At 35.8% G+C, this 22,247-nt stretch carries 14 protein-coding genes; 12 read left to right on the forward strand and 2 right to left on the reverse strand.

Annotated features, from left to right (window positions below):
• Positions 1–14: 14 nt before the first annotated feature.
• The 8 genes from BMW29_RS06310 (at position 15) to BMW29_RS06345 (ending at position 8,606) form a co-directional block, all read left to right on the forward strand.
• A complete protein-coding gene (locus BMW29_RS06310; protein ID WP_092651548.1) occupies positions 15–1,247 on the forward strand; it encodes a type IV pilus twitching motility protein PilT in 1,233 nt (410 codons plus the stop codon).
• Positions 1,247–2,458 carry a type II secretion system F family protein gene (locus BMW29_RS06315; RefSeq protein WP_092651550.1) on the forward strand — a complete coding sequence of 404 codons (1,212 nt, stop codon included), beginning with the start codon at positions 1,247–1,249 and terminating at the stop codon, positions 2,456–2,458. The genes BMW29_RS06310 and BMW29_RS06315 overlap by 1 nt, the downstream gene beginning before the upstream one ends.
• A gap of 133 nt (positions 2,459–2,591) precedes the next feature.
• Positions 2,592–3,053, forward strand: a complete 462-nt coding sequence (locus tag BMW29_RS06320; RefSeq protein WP_092651552.1) for a type II secretion system protein — start codon at positions 2,592–2,594, stop codon at positions 3,051–3,053.
• A gap of 45 nt (positions 3,054–3,098) precedes the next feature.
• Positions 3,099–3,875 (forward strand): prepilin peptidase, encoded by a 777-nt coding sequence (locus tag BMW29_RS06325; RefSeq protein WP_092651554.1) that lies wholly within the window; start codon positions 3,099–3,101, stop codon positions 3,873–3,875.
• Between the two features lie 27 nt (positions 3,876–3,902).
• A complete protein-coding gene (gene pilM, locus BMW29_RS06330; protein WP_092651556.1) occupies positions 3,903–4,940 on the forward strand; it encodes a type IV pilus biogenesis protein PilM in 1,038 nt (345 codons plus the stop codon).
• Positions 4,941–4,944: 4 nt separating this feature from the next.
• Positions 4,945–5,562, forward strand: coding sequence for a hypothetical protein (locus BMW29_RS06335; protein WP_092651558.1), 618 nt, complete (start codon positions 4,945–4,947; stop codon positions 5,560–5,562).
• A complete protein-coding gene (locus BMW29_RS06340) occupies positions 5,559–6,173 on the forward strand; it encodes a hypothetical protein (protein ID WP_092651560.1) in 615 nt (204 codons plus the stop codon). The genes BMW29_RS06335 and BMW29_RS06340 overlap by 4 nt, the downstream gene beginning before the upstream one ends.
• Positions 6,174–6,200: 27 nt before the next feature.
• Positions 6,201–8,606: a DUF5057 domain-containing protein gene (locus tag BMW29_RS06345; RefSeq protein ID WP_092651562.1), complete on the forward strand. Its 2,406-nt coding sequence runs from the start codon at positions 6,201–6,203 to the stop codon at positions 8,604–8,606.
• Positions 8,607–8,680: 74 nt separating this feature from the next.
• On the opposite strand, the gene BMW29_RS06350 is transcribed toward BMW29_RS06345, so the two are convergent.
• On the reverse strand, positions 8,681–9,094 hold the full coding sequence (locus BMW29_RS06350; protein WP_092651564.1) for a VOC family protein: 414 nt from the start codon (positions 9,092–9,094) through the stop codon (positions 8,681–8,683).
• A gap of 306 nt (positions 9,095–9,400) precedes the next feature.
• Here BMW29_RS06350 and BMW29_RS06355 point away from each other — a divergent pair, with 306 nt between their 5' ends.
• Entirely contained in the window at positions 9,401–10,903 is a 1,503-nt protein-coding gene (locus BMW29_RS06355) for a YfcC family protein (RefSeq protein WP_092651566.1), read from the forward strand.
• Positions 10,904–10,924: 21 nt separating this feature from the next.
• Positions 10,925–12,262 (forward strand): M20 family metallopeptidase, encoded by a 1,338-nt coding sequence (locus BMW29_RS06360; RefSeq protein WP_092651568.1) that lies wholly within the window; start codon positions 10,925–10,927, stop codon positions 12,260–12,262.
• Positions 12,263–12,366: 104 nt separating this feature from the next.
• On the opposite strand, the gene BMW29_RS06365 is transcribed toward BMW29_RS06360, so the two are convergent.
• Positions 12,367–13,305, reverse strand: coding sequence for a diacylglycerol/lipid kinase family protein (locus BMW29_RS06365; RefSeq protein WP_177165697.1), 939 nt, complete (start codon positions 13,303–13,305; stop codon positions 12,367–12,369).
• A 277-nt stretch (positions 13,306–13,582) separates the two neighbouring features.
• On the opposite strand from BMW29_RS06365, the gene BMW29_RS06370 reads away from it, so the two are divergent.
• Both BMW29_RS06370 and alaS read left to right on the forward strand, forming a co-directional pair.
• A complete protein-coding gene (locus BMW29_RS06370) occupies positions 13,583–18,769 on the forward strand; it encodes a S8 family serine peptidase (RefSeq protein ID WP_177165698.1) in 5,187 nt (1,728 codons plus the stop codon).
• Between the two features lie 446 nt (positions 18,770–19,215).
• Positions 19,216–21,858 (forward strand): alanine--tRNA ligase, encoded by a 2,643-nt coding sequence (gene alaS, locus BMW29_RS06375; RefSeq protein WP_092651683.1) that lies wholly within the window; start codon positions 19,216–19,218, stop codon positions 21,856–21,858.
• Positions 21,859–22,247 lie beyond the last annotated feature (389 nt).

The raw sequence follows: 22,247 nt of genomic DNA on the forward strand, positions 1-22,247 counted from the left end.
GAGGAGATTGCTGGATGTACCAGAATGATGCCTATTATAAAGGTGAAGATTATTTAGATACCGATTTTAAAGAGAGAAGTAACTATCGTGATACAACTTATGAGTCCACAACGCCCTCTTCATATGAACCATATGAGTCAAGAGAAATGACCGCTCAATCAACTTATCAGAAATATGCTGGAAGTCCTACTATTGTCAGTCCAAAAGCAACGTTAGATGAATGGTTAAACTTAACCGTTACAAAAAATGTTTCCGATTTACATTTAGTTGAAGGGGTTGAACCCATTTTCCGTTTAAATGGAGAGTTACTTCCAATTGAAGGCTCTTCTGTTTTATATTCAGAGACCATCACAAAAATGGGCGAAGCCATCTGTGATCAGGAACAATGGGAAGAATTTTCTGAGAAAGGTGAAGTCGATTTAGCCTATGAACTAAAAGGCGTAGCTAGATTTCGTGTCAATATTTTTAAACAAATGGGCACAACCGCCATTGCCTTTCGACGGATACCAATTGATATTCCTAGTTTAGCCTCATTAGGCGTACCAGAAGTGCTGCAAAGTTTGATTCATAAAAGCCAAGGTCTATTTTTAGTCACAGGACCAACTGGTTCAGGAAAATCAACCACCTTAGCTGCTATGCTAGATTATCTGAATGACACAAAGAAAACCCATATCTTAACACTTGAAGACCCAATTGAGTATGTGCATCATCATAAGAAATCAATTATTTCGCAACGAGAAATTGGACGAGATACGGATTCCTTTGGCAATGCCTTACGTGCAGCTTTGCGTCAAGATCCTGATGTAATCCTAGTTGGAGAAATGCGAGATTTTGAAACCATTTCAATTGCCTTAACTGCGGCTGAAACAGGACATTTAGTATTAGGAACGCTACATACTTCAAGTGCACCAGCCACAATTGAACGGGTTGTTGATGTATTTCCAGCCATTCAACAAGCACAAATCCGCTCACAGCTGGCAGGAGCCTTACTTGGTATTTTATCACAACGCTTATTGCCAACAAGAGATGGCAAAGGACGTGTAGCAGCAACTGAAATGCTAGTAAATACCAAAGGAATTGCCAATATTATTCGCTCTGGAAAAACCCATCAAATTAGTAATATGCTACAAATGGGTAAAAATGAAGGGATGCATACAATGGGCGCAACAATTACTAAGCTCATTCGTTCAGGACGTGTTGATTCGGATATTGCTTCCTCCTTTGAAGAAGAAGGTAGTGATTTTTAATGGCACTCTATAGCTATGAAGGAAAAAAATCAAATAAAGAAATTGTGACAGGAAGTATTCGTGGCAATTCGATCTCTGAAGTTCAAAAAAAACTACGAGAAAGTCAAATTAAAGCCATTTCGATTATCGAACAAGAACAAACACTAGCGAATATGGAAATTCAGCTCTTTAACAAGATTAGCTTAAAACAAGTTGCTCCTTATTTACAACAAATGTCTACCCTAATCAATGCTGGGATTACGGTGTTGGATGCTTCTATGATGCTTGAGAAACAAACCAAAAAGGGGAAGTTTCAATTGATTTTAGAAGAGGTCAGAAAGGATTTAGAAAATGGTGAGTCCTTATCAGCAAGTTATCGTAAACATCCCAATGCTTTTCCAACCTTATTGGTTAGTGTCATTTCAGTAGCTGAACTATCTGGAGCACTGGAGAGTAATTTACAGCAAATGGCAAAGTATTATGAAAAAACGTTAGAGAATAAGAGCTCAATGATTACAGCAATGATGTATCCATTAATGATGCTACTTGCGGCAGTAGGAGTAGGTGTTTTTCTGATGGTTTCTATTGTCCCAATGTTTGCAGCCTTTTTTGAAAGTTTTAATGCGCCACTACCAGCCATTACCAAGGCAACAATGGCTATTAGTGCTTTTATCTCAACTAAAGGCTATATCATTGTATTAGCCCTGATTGTAATCATTTCATCTTTTTCAGTAGCAAAGCGCAATCCTGTGTTCAAGCTGAAATGGGATGCCTTTAAATTAAAAATTCCCGTTTTTGGCGAATTTATTCAAAAAAGTGATTTTGCAGTATTTATGACCACTATGTCAACCTTATTATCTAGTTCTGTACCCATGGTAAATGCACTAAAGATGAGTAAGGATGTCGCGAGTAATGGTTGTATCCGTGAGGTCATTTCAAAGTGTGAGCTTGAAATTGAACAAGGGGGACGTTTAAGCAATATTTTCTTAGATAGTCCAATCGTGCCAATGATTTTATCGCAAATGGTAGAAATTGGCGAAAAGACCGGTTCACTAGAAGACATGCTCGCTAGATTGAGCATTATTTTTGAAAAAGAAGTAGATGAAAGCAGTAAACGTATTAAGACAGTCTTAGAACCACTAGTGATGGTTGTCATTGCTGGCATTGTTGGATTTATTGTTGCGGCAATTATGCTGCCAATGTTTTCAATGTATACAACGATTCAAGGATAACAAGAAATTGAATTGTTTTAAAAGGTTTCATTCAGCTCATTTGAGCGACTAAAAGGTGTTATTAAGCTTAGAGACCTAGACCTCTAATTTAATATAAAAAAATAATCAAAGTTTATTAGGAGGAATAATAAAAATGACAGGTGTATTAACGTTAAAAGAAGAAAGCAGAATGAGTCGTATTTTAAAAGATGAGCAAGGGATGACACTAGTAGAATTACTAGCAACAGTTGTAATCTTAGCGATTATTGCAGCAATTGGTGTAACCGCAATTGGAAAAGTGATTCAAAATACGCGTGAAGATGCTGGAATTGCAAATATACAACAAGCAATGAATGCAGCGAAATTGTATCAATCAACTAATTTAGGAGCAGGTAGTGGTACTTTTCATTTATCAGATTTAACAGATTATTTAGATACAGCTGATGCAACATGGGCTGATCCAAGTGCTGTTTCATTTGAAGTACAAGATAATGGCTCTTTATTAATTACTGTTCCAGCTGGGCAATTAACTGCTGGTAATAAGAGCAGTAATGTTTTAACAGATATGTCTAATAGTCAAATTCTTGATTTAGATAGAGATACATTGTGGAATTAATTTAGCCTAACTTACTTATAGACCACACCAAAAAGGAGTTTTTTTATGAATGTAGTACAACAAAATATCAATCCAATCTTTGTCTATAGCTATATTTTTATCATAGGAATGTGTCTAGGATCTTTCTTTATGGTGGTGGGCTACCGAATACCAAGAAAAGAAACACTGATGGGGAAATCACATTGCGAGCATTGTCAAAATCAATTGCGATGGTGGCAAGTGATTCCGTTGTTTTCCTATATCCTATTAAAAGGAAAATGTTCTTTTTGTACTTCCAAAATAGGGGTAATTTACCCTATTTTGGAAGTATTCATTGGTTTTTTATTTGTAGCGAGTGCCTATTTTTTAAGATTAACACCAGAAGTATTGGTTAGTTTCACCTTTATTTGTTTGTTATTTACAATTAGTGTTTCTGATATCTTATATCGCATCATTCCCAACAAAGTTTTGCTCCCATTTTTGATTGTGGGCTTAATTGAAAGGTTGCTGATTCCTCAAAATGATAGCTGGTGGTATCCACTAGTAGGTATTTTAGCAGGTTTCTTACCCTTATTCCTGATTGGCTTATTAAAAGAACAGGCGATTGGTGGCGGGGATATTAAACTATTCGCTGTTGTAGGGATTTTTATCGGACCTATTGGCGTGTTGATTTCTTTATTTTTATCATCTGTAATTGCTATTATATTTCATGTTTTTTCATTTTTTTCTAGTAAAGAAAAGCAAAAATACATTCCTTTTGGACCTTCGATAGCAATTGGTTCTTTGATAATTTATCTATTTACATCAGGTCAAATTGAAGCAATAACACAGTTATTTATGTGAGAATAGTAGAATGGAAGTGAAGAAGTAATGTTTGGGAAAAAGAAAGATATTTTAGGGATAGATATTCAAAAAAATGTTGTCAGATATTGTATGTTACATAATGGAAAATGGAAATATGGTGAAAAAATAGGGAATGGCAGTTTTTTTAAAGATAATGGTGTAAAGAATAAAGAAGCTTTAAGAGAAATTTTACACGATATTTTTGCTGAAATCCACATAAGAAGCCCTCATATTGTCATCTCTGTTTTAAATTCTAAGCTGTTGATTAGACAAATACCACTTCGAGATATGGGAACCGAAAAAGAAATTCGAGAATTTTTATTTTTTGAATTAGGTGAATCGATTCCATTACCTTTTGAAGAGCCGATTTTTGATCTATTAATCTTAGATCGACCAACCCCAAAAAAACAACAGTCATCAAGGCTAAAGAAAAATACAAAAGCACCATCTCATCAAAAAAATGTAAAAATTAAAACCATTAAACGGAATCGCTTTGCAGTCAATGGGAAGGTTCCAGTAGTGATTACTTCAGAGCCACTTCTTGAAGAAATAGGAGATACGATTCAAAAAGGTGGTGGGCATTTATCAGGTGTTGATTTTAGTGCACTTGCTTATACACGTGCGCTAAAAAGAAATATTCAATGGGGAGAAAGCTTTGCTCTTGTTGAAATTGATTCAGGTGAAGCGACTATTACAATTTTTGAGAAATTTGTTCCTATTTATGTCCAATATGAAGCCTATAATCAAGTCAATTGGCGCTATCAAGAAATAAAAGGCAAGATTGTTCCTGAGTTTAAAGGAGAGATGGAATCCTTAACACAATTAGGCGAAACTATTCGCAATTTAATTCATTATTTTGAATCTGAAATTTCACTAAATAGTAAAGTTTCAAGAATCTACTTAGTTGGGGGACATCCTCACTTAAAGAGAGAAGTTTCAGAAATCATTCAAAAACAAAATAGCATTCCAGTGAGTGTACCAGCAATGCCATATACATTAAGAAATCAAAAAACACTTCCTCATCGATTCTTATTAGCGGCAAGCTTATCTATGAAGGAGGTTTAATGAGATGAATATCAATTTATTGCCACAAAAATTTGTGAAAAATAGAGCAACAGACCTGATCATCATGGGCACCATTGTTGCCAGCCTTTTTTTTATCATCTTAATTGTTGTGATTCAGTTATTTTTTAGTATTCAGTTGAGCCAATTAAGTGGAAAGGTTCAGCAGGCTAAAGTAGAAAAGTTTACACTTCAAAATGAAGCAAGTTTATTAAAAGAATCACAATCATTGGATATTCAAAACTATCTAACAACCTTTAAAACAGATAAAAAATTAATGAGTCCTGTGATGGGAAACTTTGAAAAGGTAGCAGGTGGCTTAAATCTAAAAATATTAAATTATCAAGTTTTCTTAATAGATCCGGAAGATCAATCTAACCAAAATCAAAATTTCGTTGGTGCGACGGGTGAGCCATTGCTCCAACCCATTACCATTAGGCTACAAGGAGATTTATTTGATCATACAGCTAAATTTAAAACAGAAATAGAAAAAATAGATTGGGTTTATGATGTTCAGCCAGTTCGTATGACCACTGAAAATGATAAAACAGAATCAGAATTTGTGATTCGGATTAAAAAAGAGCAAGTTACTGGGGCAGTAGAAAAGGAGGGGGCTGAATCATGAATCAGGTGTTATTCACAAAAAAGCACATCATAGTCTCCATAGGAATAGGCTGTCTGATTATCCTATTAGTTGTGGGAAGCTGGCTTTTACTCATTTCTCCTAAGAAAGCCCAAGTGGAAACAGCAAAAAAAGAATTAAATACATCCCAAAGTGAGATTGCCACAATTAATCAAGAATTATCAGGCCTAAGAGCAAATCCAACTTTATTTGAATCTGCTGTGGTAAAAGAAGCACCAATTATTTCAAATGGGATTCGTTTAGAAAATTACTTTCAAGAATTAAAAGGAGTTAGTACAAGTCTCTCTGTTTCCATTCAAAATGTTGTATTTGAACATTTTTTGGTTTTTCCAGAAGAACAGAGTGCTGAAAAACAACTACGAAAAAGTGTCATTGGTTTTGATGTCATTGGAAATAGTGGCCGAGATTTAATTGCTTTTGTTGATGGCTTAGAGCAAGGCAATCGTTTTGTGAAGGTTCAAAATGTGACCTATCGTGCAAGTGAATCAATGGGAGATGAGAGTTATGCTTATTCAGCAACAGTGGTCATAGAAATGTATTATCTCTCTAACTTTGAAACAGGAAAAGCAAATGAAGAGGTTAAAGGACAATAAATTTTTGATGAAAAGGAGGCAAAGACATTGAAAAAGAAAGTAGCTATTACACTATTTGTATTGGCAGTCGTTGGTGTAAGCTTGTTGGTATTTAATCCATTCAAACAAGAACGAATAAAGGTTAAAGGAGCCGACTATGAGACCGAAGTAGTTAAAAGGGGAGATTTTAGACTAACTGCTGAGAATAAATGGGATTTAGAAAATGAAAGAATCTATGTTTCTTTGGAGTGGGATGAAGTGGATGAACTGCTCCATAGTGGGTATCAAGTGTATCAATCTGATGATTTAGGTTCAACTTGGAATATTCGTTCTATGAACTTTGATAAGGCAGTTAAAGTCTTAAATATTTATCCAGATGTAGGCGGTTCAAATACTTTAAAAAGATGGATGGACGATGCATCCATTGGTTTGGGTTTAGTTGATGTCACACCAATGTCCCTCTCAGCTTATAATGCTAATCCCCAAACTGCGCTCATGGATCAAGAGGGAAATTATAAGTATGATGTTTTAGTATTTGGATCATGGGATAATAATAATGGAAAAGATTTAAATGAAGCCGGTCGCATTGAAACCAAGAAATTTATGGATGTTGGTAGAGGGGTTCTTTTTGGTCATGATACAGTTTGGGCTGGAAATCCTAACTTTAATAGCTTTAAAGACTATCTAGGCATTACGACTTTTTCATTAGGAAACCATAATAATCCTTGGGGAAAAGAACTACGAATGGGAAGCACACAAGTAAGAGTCGTCAATAATGGCTATTTAATGAAGTATCCCCATGAATTAGCAAATAGTGTCACTTTAAACATTCCTTATGCCCATTCAGCAGCACAGATGACTAGAGCTGTAGATAATACGAGATGGTTAGAGTTTCTTCCACCATTTGGGATAGCAGATCCAAATTATCGTAATGGAACGCTTATAAATGATGCAACTTATGGGACCAATAATCACTACTTAATTACCAAAGAAAATATTGGATTGATTCAGACAGGGCACTCCAATGGAGCCTCTACTAAAGATGAAATGAGAATATTAGTCAATACCATTTATAATTTAGCGCAAGTCTCTTTAGTTACTTATGGAAATGATCAAACAGTGATTGATGATGTTGCTCCTGAACCACCAAGCTTAGAATGGGGTGATGCTGCTGCTGGTCATAGTTATGAAGATTTCCCTATTTCTATCAAGGGCAAAGACAAAGGCAAGCCCTATCAATGGTATGTATTAGCTGAGACATATGAGAGGACCTTAACATCTGATGTTGTGATGAATAATGTGAAGAGTAATATTGCCGGCTATTTTTATGTTGTAGATGATCAGCAAACGTCTAATTTAAAACAAGTGGTAGAAGGTCAAAAAGATGAGTATGGACGCATTTCTAAAGAGAAATATGATTTTTATGTGGCACCAGAAAATAGCACGGCATTGGAATATGAAACAAAGGCTGTGATTCCACATTTTAATGGCGCAACTGATGCGAACAAATTTGTCCATGTAGTTGCAGTGGATCGTGCGAATAATATCAGTGAAGTGAGTACAAAGCAAGTTAGAGAAATTATGATTGAGTTTCGTGTGACAGAAACTTACTCTGATGATTTTGGCAATAAACTAAAAGAAAACCAACAAGTAGCTGTAAAACAAAATGGTGAATATATTGAAACCTTTCCTAGTATCACTGATTATCTAAAATATAGTTATCAAATTGATAATGGTGTAGTGGAGACAGCGAATGAAGATACTATTGTGGAGATTATGAATATAACAAATAATCATACAGTCAATTATGTTTATACAAGACCAGTCAAGTTACATTTGAGACAAGTCATTCTTGAAAGAAATGGTGCGATTGCGATTCCTGATAATGGTCATATTTCCGTGTGGAATACACAAGATCAAACAACAGATCAGATTGCGAGTAAAATGAAGTATGATATCAATTCAGGAACGGAAGATGTCTCCTTTTCTGATATTGAATTTAAGAAAACAATGGGCTATCATTTCTTACATTTAAAACCGAATGAACCAAGTCTTTATGAATATGTAGGTTCAGTTGTCACAAATAGTGATACCCCTCATAATGTTGCCGATCGAACAGCAGAGCCTCCTGTTTTATCATTAGCGGAGGGAACTGAGTATTGGGCAACGATTTATCTGAAGCCAGTCATAGATATGGGGGTTTACCTAAATGTTGTGAATGATCAGCTAAATGTCTATTATTCCAATATTAATAAATTTACTGTTTTTATAGATGGAAAGAAGTATCGAGATTACTCAGTTGATTTTAAACCAACAGTAGAGTCAATTGCATTAGATATGCCGATTAGCGAAATTAGAAATAAAGTTTCTGTCAAGTTTCTGACGCCATATGGTGTTCATGTGACAGTCTATTGGAACAATACTTGGGATTTTGTGAATGATAGGGATCGATAATTCTTAAAAGTCAGAGCGGTTGTTTCCAATTAACGATAAATAAAAGCCTTGAAAGTTAGACTAAAATCTAGCTTTCAAGGCTTTTTATGTCTGTCAATCAAATCTAGTAAGAATGGCTCTTCCATTACAGCAAAATAATGTCCTTCTGGATCAGCAAAGTTAAAAACTCTTCCTTGTGGCCTATGCACTACTTTGCCAACTGTTACACCCGCCTTTTGCAATTTTTGATAAAGTGCATCAAGCTCTTGGCTAGCCAATAAAATAGAAGGTGTCCCAAAATTTAATTCAGGCTTAAGCTTTTCAATGACAGCACGTTCAAATAAAACAAATTGTGTTTCACTATCTCTTGAGGGGGCAATCACAATTTGGATGATGCCTTGAGTATTTTCCTTATAAATCGTTACAAAATCAAGTGACTCAATCCAAAAGTCAGCAACTTTCTGTGGGTCATTTACATAAAGCATCACTTGTGCAATTTTTTGAATCATGGCTATCCTCCTAGTAAAATTAATAATTGCGTTTATTATTGGCGTGAATGGCAGGAAAGTCATTTGAAAAGGTTTGCATTTAAAGTGGAAATGCCTAAAAAATCTGTTAAAAAAATCTCATTTTACTAGGGCTATCCTTTGTCCTATTGTCCAATTTGTAGTATCGTATAGATGAGACTTGCAAATCCTTACAAGCCAATCTACTAAAATAGTTACTGGGGAAAAAACTATTTTTATGAAACGGAAGTGATGAATCAAACCAATTGAATGGTTAGTGACACATTAGTTTTCATAGGGGGAAAAGAAATGGAGAATGTAAAAAAGAAAAAGTTTCAAATGCCTTCGTCATACACAGTTTTATTCTTAATTATTGGTATTATTGCAATTTTGACATGGATTATTCCAGCTGGACAGTATGATGTAAATGATGCAGGAGGAGTGATTGCTGGAACTTATCAGCATACAGCTGCATCACCACAAGGAATCTGGGATGTTTTGATGGCGCCAATTAATGGGATGTTAGGAACAGATAGTACAAGTGGTGCCATTGAAATCTCTTTGTTTATTCTTGTTATTGGTGGCTTCTTAGGAATTGTCACTTATACAGGAGCAATTGATGCAGGGATTGGCTCTGTTGTTAAAAAGAATAAGGGCAAGGAAAAAAGATTAATTCCGATTTTGATGATTTTATTCGCTTTAGGTGGTAGTACCTTTGGGATGGCTGAAGAAACAATGGCGTTTTATCCGTTACTGATTCCAGTAATGGTTGCAGTTGGCTTAGATACAGTAGTAGCTGTGGCGATTATTTTAGTCGGCTCACAAATCGGCTGTTTGGCTTCAACTGTTAACCCATTTGCGACAGGTGTTGCTTCTCAGGCTGTTGGGATTACACCAGGAGATGGGATTATCTGGAGAGTTGTTTTATTAGTGTTAGGGACAGGCCTAGGTATTTGGTATGTCTATCAATATGCTTCAAAAATTGAAAAAGATCCAAAACGATCATTGGTTTATGAAAATCGACAAGCTGATTTAGCTGCATTTAAAATCACTGAAGAACCAGAAGCGATGGATAAACGGAAAAAGTCAGTGTTAATACTGTTTATGCTAACTTTTGTGATCATGATTATTGGATTGATTCCATGGGATGCGATTAATGAAAATTGGACATTCTTTATTGATTTAAATAAATGGATTGCAAATATTCCATTTTTAGGCAACCTGATTGGACAAAATGTTGCCCCATTAGGTACTTGGTATTTTAGAGAAATTACAACGCTGATGTTGTTAATGTCGATTGTTGTTGCCTTTGTTTATGGATTAGGAGAAGAAAAATTTGTTTCTACTTTTATTGCAGGCGCTAAAGACTTACTGAGTGTAGCTTTAATTGTAGCGATTGCAAGAGGAATTCAAGTGGTCATGAATGATGGGAATATTACGGCAACTGTGCTTCATTTAGGAGAGCAAGGGTTAAGCGGCTTATCTTCGGCTGTATTTACCATTTTAACCTATATCTTCTATATTCCAATGTCCTTTTTAATCCCATCAACTTCAGGCTTAGCTGCTGCGACAATGGGGATTATTGGCCCAATGGGAGAGTTCGCTAATGTTCCAACACATTTAGTTGTGACAGCCTATCAAGCAGGCTCAGGTATCGTTAATTTAATCACACCGACATCTGGTGTTGTAATGGGTGCTTTAGCTATAGCACATATTGAATATGGCACCTGGGTAAAATTTATTTGGAAATTAATGCTGATGCTCTTCATTCTTACTTGTTTAGTTTTAGGTGTTGCATCAGTGATTGCTTAAAAATAGAAAAGGGGTTTTAACATGAAAAAATATGTAACAGAAAAACAACAAAATGAATGTATCGAAACCATTCAAACCTTAATCAGCTATCCTTCTTATTTAAGAGAAGAAACAACTGATGGTACACCTTTTGGACAAGATATTGTTGATGTCTTAGACAAAATGTTAGCCATTTGTAAAGAGATGGGAATGAGTACTTTCCGTGATCCTGAAGGCTACTATGGGTATGCAGAATATGGTGAAGGAAAAGAAATGCTAGCAGTTTTATGCCATTTAGATGTGGTTCCACCAGGTAATCTTGAAAAATGGGAAACCGAACCATTTAAAGGAGAAGTAAGAGATGGCTTCTTAGTAGGTCGAGGCTCACAAGATGATAAAGGACCAGCGATGGCGGCCTTATATGGTTTCAAAGCATTATTAGATAATGACGTTAATTTTAACAAACGTGTCCGCTTTATTTTTGGAACAGATGAAGAAAACCTTTGGAGATGTATGGATAAATATAATGAAAAAGAAGAAAAAGCAACAATGGGCTTTGCACCAGATGCTGAATTCCCATTAACTTATGCTGAAAAAGGTTTACTACAAGTGAAACTAAAAGGAGCAGGAGATGCAACACTTGCACTAAATTGTGGGGGTGCCTTGAATGTTGTACCAGGAGAAGCAGCTTATGAAGGAATAGATCTTGAGGCAGTTATCAAGAACTTAAAAGCAGCAAATTTTGAGTATGAGGAAAAAAATAATGGTGTGACTGTACTTGGAAAAGCGATTCACTCTAAAGATGCCAATCAAGGAACCAATGCTTTAGCACGTTTAGCAATGGCACTTGCACCATTAACAGAGAATCAAGCCGTTCAATTTATTGCAAAAGAAGTCAAAGAAGATGCAAAAGCTATTGGCATTTTTGGTGAATTATCTGATCAAATGTCAGGTGTCTTAACCTTTAATGTTGCTTCTTTAAAAGTGACTGCAGAGGAATCAGAAATTGGCATTGATATTCGTATTCCAGTTTCTGCAGATAAAGAGGAAGTAGTAGCAAAATTAACAGCGCTCGCCCAAGCATATGATTTAACTTATGAAGAATTTGATTATTTAGCATCACTCTATGTGCCGTTAGATAGTCCACTTGTTAAAACCCTGCTAGCTGTTTATCAAGAAAAAACAGGCGATATGAGTGAACCCATGTCATCTGGTGGGGCAACTTTTGCAAGAACAATGGAAAATTGTGTTGCTTTTGGTGCGGTTATGCCAGATTCACCGATTACTTTCCATCAAGAAAATGAAAAAATGTCATTAAGAGATATTTTTGGTGCGATGGATATTTATGCTGAATCCATTTATCGTTTGTGTTGTGAATAAAATGATAGAACTAAAAAATATGATACTCAAATAGAGTGTCATATTTTTTCTTTTATCCATAAAAAACGCCCAAATAAAATAATAAAACCTTATTTGGGTGTATGTTATCTAAACCAAAATTGTCTTTTAACTGTTTGAAATTCAAAATCAAAAGACTTCATACCTAGCTCTTCACCATCAGCTTGCCCATCCTCTAAGGTTGGTGAATAGAGCTTGATAACCTTCCCTTGAAATAGGTGAACACGTTTAAATGCAGTGTGCTTCTTAAATGGCATCATCATAAATAACCATAAAAAATAAAGAAAATTAATTTTTGTGACAATAATTAAATCTAATAACCCATCATCTACTACTGCATTTGGAATAATAGGGACACCACCACCAAAATAGGGATGGTTTGAAGTTGTTACAAGATAGGCATCTTCAAAGTGCTGTTGCTGTCCATCAATTTCAATATCAATTGGAAAAGGTTTTTGCTTAAAAAAGACTGAAATCACAGAACTTAAATAAGACAAAGAACCTAATTTATACTTATTTAAGGCTTCTTTATTTGTTGAATGATTAGTCTTTTTCACAACTGCGGCATCAAAGCCAATGCCGATGTTATTCACAAAATAGCCTTCTTTTAATTGCTCTTTTTCTTTGTAATGAACAATATCAAAAGTCTTCGCTTCCGTTGCATTTAAGATTTTCTCTAAAGCAACAAGTGGTTTTCTAGAAATACCAACACCTCTAGCAAAATCATTACCAGATCCACAAGGGATATAAGCAATTGGGATGCTCGTCTGCTCATTTCCTAAACCATTCATCACCTCATGAAGGGTGCCATCGCCACCTAAAACTAAAATGATTCCCGTTTCCTTTTGTTCATTTTGAATGATTTCACTTGCTAAAATGGCACCATGTCCAATAAATTCAGTTTCATAAGCTGTATACAAAATATGTTGATCAATCAAAACTTGCTCTACTTGCTGCCAAGCTTTTTTACTTGTACCGCTGCCGGCATGCTGATTGAAAATAATATGATAATGTGCATTGTTCAAAAAATAACTCCTCCTAGAGTGGAACTGCATAAGTTGTCAAAGAGCCAATCAATTTAGCCCTTCTAAAAGTATACAATGTTTTTTACATAAATTCTAATGAAATAATGTATAAAGCAATTAAATTAAAAAATGATTGTAAAAAGATTAAAATTAAAGTAGAATGGTACAAATAGTTTTTCATGACCATCGTTTCAGCAGGAAAATTTTACAACAAGAAAAGGAGAATGAGATGATTAAGAGGAGAAGTAGCTTTTTACAGAATTGGAAGAGTTTGTCAATGGTTGGTTTATTGCTCATCACACTATTTGTCAATACAACCGTTAGTGTAGTATCAGCAACTGAACAAGAGATTACAACAACAGGATCACATTACGATGAGATGGATCAGCTGTTAACTGAAAAAATGGAAACAACAGATACGGTCAGTAAAAAAGCACTTGAAGAAAATATTCGCGCGCAATTAGAAGCTCGTGGCTTTGATTTGAGCGAATTGCAAGAAAATGAAGCTCTAGCAGAACAAGAATTCCGCATCATCATTCAATTAGAATCAGAAGCAGCAGTGAATGAAATTTCAGCTCCTACAGGTTCAGAAAGCTCAGTTAGAAAAATTGAAAGCGCCACTGATGAAGTGATTGCTGAACAAAAGGATATCAAAAAAGAGGTAGAAAAAATCACTGGCAATCAAGTGAATCAGTCATTTGGCTATCTTCTAAATGGTTTTTCAATAGATGCCAAGTATGCTGACCTAGATAAAATTCGTGAGATTGATGGTGTCCATTCAGTGGCCATTGCCAAAGCTTATTATCCAACAGCCATAGATGCGAATCAATTAGCTCATGTAGAGCAGGTTTGGGAGAAGCACCAATTAAAGGGAGAAGGCATGATTGTTTCAATTATTGACTCCGGTATTGATCCCACCCATAAAGATTTAAGACTTTCTGATCAAACCAATGAAAAGATTTCAATCAGTGAAGGCCAAACAAACGTGAACAATATTGGGTATGGAAAAGTTTTTTCTAGAAAAATTCCCTATGGACATAATTATGCAGATAATAATGAAGAAATTGTTGATAAAAATCCAGCAGTAGGAATGCATGGCATGCATGTAGCAGGAATTGTTGCAGCCAATGGAGAAGGAGATGATCCAGCCAAAGCAGTCTTAGGCGTTGCGCCAGAAGCACAACTTTTAGCGATGAAAGTCTTCTCAAATAATCCAAGAATTGCCACGGCTTTAGATGATGATATTATTGCTGCAATTGAAGATTCCGTTAAGTTTGGTGCAGATATTATTAATATGAGCTTAGGCTCCGTTTCTGGTTCAATGGATCCCAATTCCCCAGACCAGATAGCCATTAGAGAAGCAGCAGAAGCAGGCGTGCTCTCTGTCATTTCAGCTGGAAATAGTAGCTTAAGTACCACCAATAATCCTAATGTAGATCCACAAAATTTACTTGGTACAGTTGATACAGGAACCTTAGGTGCACCAGGAGTTGCAGCAGAGGCTTTAACTGTCGCTTCAGCTGAAAATAGCCTGATTACCAGTGATGGCTTACTACTTTACTTAGAAGATGGTATGGGAAATAAAACGCCTCATCAAATAGAAAGCGCTACTTCACCATCAGGTGCCATTCTTTTTTCAAAAACAGTCACCGCTAGTCATGATTTACTAACCACGACGCATGAAATGATAGATGTTGGTTTAGGAACAGAAGCAGACTATCAAGGAAAGGATGTTCAAGGCAAAATTGTGTTAATTAAACGCGGTGAAATAGCCTTTTCTGAGAAACAAGCCAATGCAAAAGCCAATGGAGCAGCAGCAGCGTTTATTTATAACAATATTCCCAATAACGCACCCATTTCCATGCAATTAGCCGACCCTAATTACTTGACATTAGGTTTAACAAATGAAGCTGGTGCAGCGCTAGTAGCCTTGATACAACAGCAACCAAGTCAATTAGTTAGCTTTGAAATCAATGGTTACCAGTTTTCTAATCCATCTGAAGGGAAAATGTCAGCTTTTTCTTCATGGGGACCTTTACCAAACTTAGAATTTAAACCAGAAATTTCTGGACCAGGTGGGCAAATTTATTCTACTTTAAATGATAATGGTTATGGTACAAAGAGTGGCACCTCAATGTCCTCACCATTTGTAGCAGGATCAACAGCTCTAGTTTATCAAGCATTAAAGCAAAAACAAGCACCTCTAACTGGTATTGATTTGATTCATTTTACCAAGCTATCTGTGATGAATACAGCAATTCCGATGTTAGATAAAGAACACCAAAATGCGATTATTTCACCTAGACGCCAAGGAGCTGGTCAAATTAAGGTTGATTACGCTATTGAGAATACAACCACATTAACTGATCTAGTAGATGGAGATGGTGCTTTAGCCTTAAAACAAATTGGCGCAGTAACGACTTTTTCTGTTCAGGTAAAGAATAATGGGGCAAAAGAAGTGCATTATCAATTTGATGATGTAGGTGGTGTTTATACAGAAGCTCAAACGGTTTCTTCTGAAGTCTATGATCAAAAAATTGAAGGAGCAACCCTAACAGCAAGTGAGCAAAGTATCACATTACAACCAGGAGAAGAAAAGATTCTTGAATTTTCATTACAGCTACCAAGTCAATTTTCAGTCAATCAGTTTGTTGAAGGCTATATTCGCTTGACTAGTGACACAGAGCCAGCACTTACAATGCCTTACTTAGGCTTTTATGGGGATTATGGAGATGCACCTGTGATTGATGCACCAATCTATGAGATGACTTCCTTACTTGGTTATGGTTATTTTACAGATAAGAAAAATACCATCTTAGGATTAGAAAATAACACTGTCAATCCAGAAAAAATTGCCATTTCACCAAACGCAGATAAAAGACAAGATGAAGCTAAACCAACACTACTTTTTTTAAGAAATTCAAAATCAATCGTTTATGAAGTCACAGATGCAAATAAAAAGGTGCTCCGTAAACTATATGAAAGCAAGCAAGATAGAAAAGATTATTTTAATGCAAATACAAGTAATTTTAGTTCACATACTATCACAGATGCTAATTGGGATGGAACCGTCTATCAGACTAAAACAGGCAAAAATGAAGTGGTTGCTGATGGGCAATATTATCTAAAAGTGACGGCATATGCTCAAGTAGAAGGTGCCAAAGCACAAGAAACCTATCTGCCGATTAAGGTAGATACCACTGCCCCAGAAATCAGTGAATTAGCATTCCAAAATAGTGCAGGAAATCCTACCTTAACAATGAAGGTGAAAGATGAAACAAGCAAAGTAGATACAAGAACAATGGTGGTTTCAATTAATGGGAAAATAGATACCTATGAAATCACAGATCAAAATCTAGATGCAGTCAAAGTAGCGATTTCACAAGCTCATGCCCCTCGAAATGGTGTGAATCAAGTAGAGGTTCTTGTGTCAGATCATGCTGGAAATCGCGGTTATCTCAATCAATTTGTGAAATATGGGGAAAGTGAAGCTCTTGTTCTATTTAATTTAGTGGAAAATCAAGTGATTACAAGCAATACTTTGGATTATTCTGAAGCAACTCAAACTTTTACAATTCAAGGTTCTTATCCAATAAATGGACAGCCTTTATTCGTAAATGGTCTAGCTTTAAATCCTTCACAAGGAGTATTTAAAGCAGCTATACCAATTGATGAGAGCACTGAAGAAATCATCTTTTCAACAGATGAAGCACAACAAGAAATACTTCAAGAAATTCCAATTGAAGTACATGTAAAGAAACCTGAATTCACGCTATTTACACCAAGTGAAATAACGAGTACAACCAACGAAGCAAGTGTAACAATTTCTGGTAAGGTGGATTCAACCATCCAAAACTTAAGCCTTGAAAATCATGGGACAACTCAAATTCTTGATTTAACCAGTCAGATTCAAGCAGATGGAAGTTTTAACCTAACAATTGGTTTAGCGAATGGTCAAAATGCGATTGAGGTTACAGCAAAAGATGCTTATGGAAATCAAACAATTGTGAAGCGCATGGTTACAACAACAAGTATCCAACAAAGAACGATTATTGAGCTAGAAAATGTGGACAGAAGTGGCATCACGCTTATTGGAGTTGGCAATCCATATGTTGATACAGAAAATCAAACCTATACCATTAAAGGCCGTTTAAGAGAAAAAGTTGATCAATTTAAGATTAACCAAGAAGATGTAGCCTATGATGAAACAACCTTAACCTTTGAACATCCAATTCAGTTGAAGCAAGGAAAACAAAGTGTTGCTTTCTATCTTCAAGCAGCTCATTTAAATAATGGGGAAGCTTTAGTCAATGAAGGCTATTACCTTTTCTCGGATACAGTCTTACCATCACTTGAAATTGCAGACTTATCAATTGATGAAAATGGTGACTATCAAGTCTATACAAATGAAAATCCTTTCCATTTAAAAGGATTGGTTTCAGATAATTTATCTGGCTATAAGCTTTATATTAACAATGAAAATGTGTATACAGATATAGACTATGCTTCCTTAGACGAAAAATTCTTTGAGGGAAAATCAGCCGTTTCTTTTGATCATCCTGTGGCATTAACAGAAGGCGAAAACTTTATTCAAGTTGGTTTGGTTGATAGCTTAGGCAATTTAGAGAAAAAAAGAATCACTGTTTTCTTGAAACAAGCAGTTGTTCAAGCGCCAGTTATCACACCTAGTACCACTGATGCTACAAAACAAGCAGTTCATTTACAAGCAACAATCCCAGAGGAAACAACCGTCTTTTATAGCTTTGATGGAGAAAACTTTGAACCTTATACAACAGAAATTGCTGTTTCTCAAAATCAAAAAGTTTACTTTAAAGCACAAGATAAATATGGCAATGTGTCAGAGCTAACGATTTATGAGGTTCAGAATATTCAAGAAAAGATTGCATCCAAACCAAAAGTAACCATTCGTGCTTATGATGCTGCAACAAAATCTGTTACAGCTATATTAGACTATGAAACACCTTTAACAGATGCTCAAAAAGCATATACACATTTACGTTATCGTTTAGATGATAAGAAGCAGCGCACAACTAAGGATGAATTTGTAGCTTATGAGGGACCGATTCAAATCACTCAATCCACTGTTTTAGCAGTACAAAGTTATGATGATGCTGGCAATGAAAGTGAAGTCATTGAAACAAGGATCCAAGTTCACCATCCTGTCAAACCAACAACACCAGAAACTGAAACTCAAAATGATGAAAAAGCTAAAGAAACAAATGAAAAAGAAAATGGTGTGAACCAAGCAAGTGATACAACCCCTCATGCTAACCAAAGGCAAGAAAAAGCAACAAGCCAAAATGAAGAAGAGACGAACCCTTCAACACATAAGGGCTCCTTACCAAGAACAGGGGAGCAACCAATCGTCGAATTGAATTTATTAGGGTTAACAGTTGGACTGCTAGCGCTTAGCTATCTAAAAAGAAGCAAAAAAGTAAAATAAGTTATTAGTATAAATGGGCTAAGAATCGCTAAATAATAGCAGATTCTTAGCTTTTTTTCAAAAAGTAAAAAAATAAGCTGGGCAATAAGATGAGAAGAAAAGAGGTGGTTAACTATTGACAAAATCATAAAATAACCCTATAATTTCAAGTATCTGAAAGGCTATATCAACTTGAATTCAATGATTTTAGAGACATTTCTCAAGGCTGAAAAGAAATGATCATGAACAGTTAGATGCTCCCTTTCCTAAAGATGTGATAGAAATATCACCGCTTTTTCTAGCGTTATCAAGAAATTTAAGAGGTAATGAATTCAAAGCGACTTCATTGCAAACAAGGTGGTACCGCGATTTTTCGTCCTTGTATTGCAATGAAAGTGGCTTTTTTTGTTTCTTTTGTTGCAGCAGAAACAGCATCAAAATCTATCAAAAGAAAGAGGAAAGTAAACATGAAAAAATTAAGTAGTAGCGAAGTCCGTCAAATGTATTTAGACTTCTTTGCATCAAAAGGTCATAAAATTGAACCAAGTGCGTCACTTGTACCCGTTGATGATCCAACCTTATTATGGATTAATTCAGGTGTTGCCACACTTAAAAAATATTTTGATGGCACCATTATTCCTGAAAATCCAAGATTAACCAATGCACAAAAAAGTATCCGTACCAATGATATTGAAAATGTTGGGAAAACAGCGCGTCATCATACTTTATTTGAAATGCTAGGTAACTTTTCAATTGGTGATTACTTTAAAGAAGAGGCGATTACTTGGGCCTGGGAATTATTAACTAGTCCAAAATGGTTTGATATGGAAGCAGAAAAGCTCTATATGACAGTGAATCCTAAAGATGAAAAAGCTAAAGAAGTTTGGTTATCATTAGGAATTCCAGAAAGTCATATTATTCCATTAGAAGATAACTTCTGGGATATTGGTGCAGGTCCAAGTGGTCCAAATACAGAAATCTTCTATGACCGTGGTCAAGCGTATAATGATGTAGCAGAAGATGATCCAGAAAACTTCCCTGGTGGAGAAAATGAACGTTATTTAGAAATTTGGAATATTGTTTTCTCTGAATTTAATCACAATCCAGATAACACTTATACACCACTACCTAAGAAAAACATTGATACAGGAATGGGCTTAGAACGTGTTGTCTCACTTTTCCAGGATGCACCTACAAACTTTGAAACAGATTTATTCTTACCAATTATTGAAGCAACAGTGGCGATGAGTGACAATAAAAAATATGCAGACAATAAAAATGATGATATTTCATTTAAAGTCATTGCTGACCATGTCCGTGCAGTTAGCTTTGCTATTGGTGATGGTGCATTGCCTTCTAATGAAGGAAGAGGTTATGTTTTACGTCGTTTACTACGTCGTGCAGTGATGCATGGTAAAAAACTAGGAATTCATGAAGCCTTTATGTATAAATTAGTTCCAGTAGTCGGCAATATCATGTCAAGTTACTATCCAGAAATTAATGAGCAAGCTGAATTTATCCAAAAAGTTATTCGCACAGAAGAGGAAAGATTCCATGAAACCATTAATGATGGGCTGAACATTTTAAGTGATTTAGTTGCAGCACTTAAAAAAGCTGGTAAAGATACAATTGAAGGAAAAGATATTTTCAAATTATATGACACTTATGGCTTCCCTGTTGAATTAACAGAAGAATATGCTGAAGATAATGGGTTAAAAGTGGATCACAAAGGTTTTGAAGCAGAAATGCAAGCACAAAAAGACCGTGCGCGCGCAGCGAGAAGTGATGAAAAATCGATGGGTGTTCAAACGGGCTTATTTGCAGATGTAAAAGTGAAGAGTGAATTCACTGGTTATACAGATGTTGCAGATAAAGCAAAATTAGAAGTGATTGTGCATCAAGATGCATTAGTTGAAGAAATTGATGCAGGTGAAGAAGCACAATTAATCTTTAACCAAACCCCATTTTATGCTGAAATGGGTGGACAAATTGCCGATAATGGTGTGATTAAAAACTTAGATGGCGCGATTATTGCTGAAGTCACAAATGTTCAAAAAGCACCAAATGGTCAACCGCTTCATTTTGTAACGGTTTTAGCACCCATTAAAAAAGGTGAAAAATATGAGCTAGTAGTAAATGATACCTTTAGACATAAAGTGATTAAAAATCATACAGCGACTCATTTACTACACCGTGCGCTAAAAGATGTGTTAGGGGAGCATGCAAACCAAGCAGGTTCACTGGTAACAGAAAAAGGTCTTCGTTTTGACTTTACCCATTTTGGTCAAGTAACAGCAGCAGAGCTTGCTGAAATGGAGCGTATTGTGAATGAGAAAATTTGGGAAGCTATTACAGTTGAAACCATTGAAACAGATGTAGCGACAGCTAAATCAATGGGTGCAATGGCACTATTTGGTGAAAAATATGGAGATGTTGTGCGTGTAGTCAGCATTGGAAACTACTCAATTGAGCTTTGTGGCGGGGTACATGTCCGTAATACAAGTGAAATTGGTATCTTTAAACTAATCTCAGAATCAGGAATTGGTGCAGGTGTAAGAAGAATTGAAGCTGTTACAAGCCAAGAAGCTTATTTATATCTACATGAGGAAGAGAATCGCTTAAAAGCTGTTGCAGCACTTGTAAAAGCACCTCAAACAAAAGATACGCAAAGCAAAGTTGAAGCTGTGCAACAAGAACTGAAAGAATTACAAAAAGAAAACGAATCCCTTCAAGCAAAACTTGCCAATGATCAAGTAGGAGATATCTTTGGACAAGTGACAGAAACAAATGGTGTCCGCCATATCGCTGCTCAAGTTGATGTCAAAGATATGAATCAACTACGTCAAATTGCAGATCAATGGAAACAACAAGCAGCTTCTGATGTGCTCGTTTTAGCAACAACAAGTGAAGGCAAAGTCAGCTTACTGGCTGCAGTTAATGAAGCAACAATTGCAAAAGGCTATAAAGCAGGAGATTTAATTAAAACAATCGCACCTCTAGTAGGCGGTGGTGGTGGCGGCCGTCCAGATATGGCACAAGCAGGTGGTAAGAATCCAGCAGGGCTACCTGATGCTTTGAAAGCTGTTACGGCTTGGATTAGCGAGAAATAGAGTGAACAGACCATGAGGATTTTCATGGTCTGTTTTTTTAAAGTGGTTGTGACAAATGAATTTCGCACACTTCTATATCAATCTTTAAACGTCTTAAAATTAGTAAGGATTGACAAAATATCAACACTTCAACAGTTAAAGGAATAATACCTTGAAAAGTGTCCTCATATAGTTGACTATACAAGTTTAGAACAAAATGCTACAATTGAAGAACTATTTATTTCGGAATGAACTTCTCTTTCATTTATTCAAAAAAATGAAAAAGTTAGCTGTTGTTCAATTTTGGTATGTAGAGGCTGAGCGTTTAGAACCACTGCTTCAAAATGTTAATCTAAAGCCAATCTATTTCTATCCGAATAAACGACATGACAACTATAAACTAGCTGAAA

Origin of the sequence: Isobaculum melis, assembly GCF_900111355.1 — a bacterium.
GTDB classification, from domain to species: Bacteria; Bacillota; Bacilli; order Lactobacillales; family Carnobacteriaceae; genus Isobaculum; species Isobaculum melis.